Source organism: Nonomuraea deserti (genome assembly GCF_004348685.1).
GTDB lineage: Bacteria > Actinomycetota > Actinomycetes > Streptosporangiales > Streptosporangiaceae > Nonomuraea > Nonomuraea deserti.
This window is the reverse complement of sequence record NZ_SMKO01000364.1, coordinates 1-3,176: the sequence shown is the minus strand read 5'-3', so window position 1 is coordinate 3,176 and position 3,176 is coordinate 1. Positions and strand designations below refer to the sequence as shown.

Sequence of the window (3,176 nt, the reverse complement as noted above, 5' to 3'; positions counted from 1 at the left end):
GGCACGCATCAGCCAACGCATCCTCGCCCTCAACGCCGCAATCTGGCACAACTGGAACACCGACGCACCCGTGAAACGGTCCCTGACCGCCTACGACCACTAACCCAAATTCACATCAGCGATCTAGGCGTCTACTCCTCCGTCACCGCCTCCGCCATGACCCTCGGCCTCATCCTCGGTGGCGTCATCACCACCGCACTGTCGTGGCGCTGGGTGCTGTTCATCAACGTCCCGATCGGGCTGTTCGCCGTCCTGATCGCACCGCGCTATCTCGCCGAGTCGCCGCGACGGACCGGCCGCTTCGACGCGGCCGGGGCGCTGACGTCGATGTCCGGGCTGGTCGCCGTCGCCTTCGCGCTGGTACGCACCGCCGAGCACGGCTGGCGGGACCCGGCCGCGCTCGCCGCGTTGACGGCCGGGATCGTGCTGCTGGTCGCGTTCGTACTGATCGAGTCACGGACGCGGCAGCCGATCATGCCGCTCCGGCTGTTCGCCGACCGCACCCGCGCCGGCGCCTTCGCCACCCTCCTGCTGATCCCCATGGTGACGATGAGCATGCAGTTCTTCATCGTCCAGTTCCTGCAGCAGGTGCTGAACTACAGCCCACTGCAGGCTGGACTGGCATTCCTGCCCATGGCGATCGGGATGCTGCTGACCGCACAGAACGCCTCACGAGCCATCGCCAAGTTCAGCGGCAAGACGGTCGCGCTCACCGGCGTGGCCTTGCTCACGACCGGCGTCGCGTGGCTCGTCCCGATCACGGCAACCACCGGCTATGCGGCCGGCATCGCCGGTCCCCTCCTGCTGACCGGAGCGGGGCTGGGATTGGTGGTCGTGCCGTTCAACATAGCGATCATGTCCACGGTCGACCCTGCCGAGTCGGGAGCCGCCGCCGGGGTGCTCCAGACCGCGATGCTCACCGGCGCATCACTCGGCATCGCCGTACTGTCCGCCGTGTACGCCTCAACCATCAAAGACAACAGCGGCTCCGCGACGCAGCCCACGGTCCACGCCATCGCTGACGGCATGGGAACCGCCTTCACCGTCAGTCTCACCTTCGCAGTCGCCGCTCTCTTGATCACCCTTCTGGTGGTCAAGCGAACAGGTCCACGATGAAAATGGGCACCACTGTTTAGCGCCTGGCGCCGCGAAACCACCTGGCACCTCCCGAAGCGAAGTGCTTCCGAGATTGACGCCATCTCGGAAGTAGACTCCCAAGTGTGACTTCCGAGATTGCGCAATCCGAGTCGCTCCAAAGAAGCGGATCCGCTTCCGACATTACGAAGCGTCGTCCGGGCGCCCACCCGACAAGGCTGCCGCCCGGTTACGACGCCGTCCTCGACGCGTACGCGGCCGCGCTGGAGCAGGCGCCGCTGTCGGCCGAAACCCGGCGTACCTACCGCTCCCGGGTGCGCCTGTATCTGGCTTGGCTGGCCGATCACGCGGCCACCTATTCGGCCGATCCCCTGACTGAGAGGTTGTTGCTGAACTCCGTAAACGCTCGTGATCATTAAGAGAAGCTTGATGCTCTCTGTGTTTCATTGCAGTGCGGCGAGGAAAACCAGGGGACACCCAAGGGCTGCATCAAGGATGATCGCCAGGTGAAATATGACGAATTAGTCTCTGAGGCTCTCACGACCCCGCTTGAGGGCTGGGACTTCGCAGCGCTTCGCGGCCGCATGGTCGAGGATCCGCTGCCATGGGACTACAAGCGCCTCCTGCTTTCACATCTGCCTCATGCGGCCTCGTTGCTGGATCTAGGCACGGGAGGCGGCGAGTTTCTTTCCGAGTTGGGCCGGCTCCCGCTTCGCACTGGGGCCACCGAGGGCTACCTCCCCAACCTGCCAATCGCCCGCCGCCGTCTGGAGCCGTTGGGCATCGAGGTCGCAGCGGTTGGTGAGGATGACGTCCTGCCGTTTCCTGACGACTCCTTCACGTTGGTGGCCAGCCGACACGAGTCCTACGATCCTTCTGAGATCCGCCGAGTCCTGACCGGCGACGGTCTCTTCATCACACAGCAGGTGGGCGGCCGCAACCTCGAAGAGGTTAACGAAGCCCTGGCCGCGCCTCCGCTCGCCCGCCGCGACTGGGATCTCGCCCGCGCGAGCGCCGCACTGGCCGAGGCTGGGTTGACCGTGATGTGGAGCGAGGAGGTGCAGGTGGCGACAACGTTCCACGACGTCGGCGCGCTCGTGCTGTTTCTACGGATTGTCTCGTGGCAGGTGCCGGACTTCGACGTGGATCGCTATGCCCGCCGCCTACGCGTTCTCCACGAGGAGATGGCGCGTGGCGGCGAGCTGAGGGCTCACGCCCACCGCTTCATCCTCTTGGCCACGCCCAATGATCCGACGGCATGCCCTGGTCAGGCGCGATAGCGGCGGACGGCGGTGTCAGGGCTGACATCCAGAACTGCGGCGATCTCGTCCCAGGTGGCTCCCGCCGCTCGGTCGGCGGTGACGGCCGCGGCGAGGACGGCGCGGGCCTGGGCGAGCAAGGGCAGGGCGGCGGCGGTGTAGCCGGCGATCGGACCGGGTTTCCAGCCGGTTTGCTGGGTGGGCGCGACGAGATCTTCGGCATGCAGGTCCAAGGCCAGCTTCCCGGCTGCCTGAGCGAGGTGTTCGGCCTGGTCTCGGAGGTGGCGGCGCTGTTTGCGGGTGTCGTCCTGGCGTTGGTGGCGCTGGGTCAGGGGGCGCCAGCGCCTGGCGCGGGTGCGGCCGAAGGCCCACCGGCAGGCGTCGGAGCAGTACTTGCGGGGCCGACCGCCGCGGCCGGTGGGCGGGGGCAGCGGTGCCTCGCAGTTCAAGCACTGCGCGGTTCGAGATCCCATAAGGGTGCCCATCAAGGGGTTTCGTGGTCGTATGGCTGCGGATCAGCCTGTCTCGTTTGCCTGGTTGTGAGACAGGCTAGTCCGCACCGGTGCGGTCACGAAACCCTGTGCCAGGAGGCCCTGGCGCGGGCGCTGCGGGTGAGGCGGCGCGTCATCTGGACGATCGCTGACCAGATGATCATGATTTCGCTGTGCTGCGGCAGCCGTTCATGGTCGCGGATGTGAATCGCCCCGGCTTTGATGGAGACCTCAGCGGTTGATTGCTAGGGCTTCGTTGGGATGGTGCTGAGCGTAGTAGATCGCCTCGAACTCCTCGGGCGGGAGGTGGCCGATGGCTGAGTGCAGGCGG

At 66.2% G+C, this 3,176-nt stretch carries 4 protein-coding genes and 1 pseudogene; 4 read left to right on the top strand and 1 reads right to left on the bottom strand.

The window, feature by feature from the left end; translation table 11 throughout:
• From E1292_RS56290 to E1292_RS49905, 4 genes and pseudogenes are all read left to right on the top strand, one after another.
• A pseudogene (locus E1292_RS56290) lies at positions 1–103 on the top strand (IS982 family transposase); the annotation flags it as partial.
• 5 nt (positions 104–108) lie between these two features.
• A complete protein-coding gene (locus tag E1292_RS49915; protein WP_342775786.1) occupies positions 109–1,116 on the top strand; it encodes an MFS transporter in 1,008 nt (335 codons plus the stop codon).
• Positions 1,117–1,220: 104 nt separating this feature from the next.
• Positions 1,221–1,514: a hypothetical protein gene (locus E1292_RS49910; RefSeq protein WP_132606798.1), complete on the top strand. Its 294-nt coding sequence runs from the start codon at positions 1,221–1,223 to the stop codon at positions 1,512–1,514.
• 87 nt (positions 1,515–1,601) lie between these two features.
• A complete protein-coding gene (locus E1292_RS49905; RefSeq protein WP_181958431.1) occupies positions 1,602–2,375 on the top strand; it encodes a class I SAM-dependent methyltransferase in 774 nt (257 codons plus the stop codon).
• Here the strand turns inward: E1292_RS49905 and E1292_RS52095 are convergent.
• Positions 2,363–2,803: a hypothetical protein gene (locus tag E1292_RS52095; protein WP_165975180.1), complete on the bottom strand. Its 441-nt coding sequence runs from the start codon at positions 2,801–2,803 to the stop codon at positions 2,363–2,365. The genes E1292_RS49905 and E1292_RS52095 overlap by 13 nt on opposite strands.
• Positions 2,804–3,176: the final 373 nt, after the last annotated feature.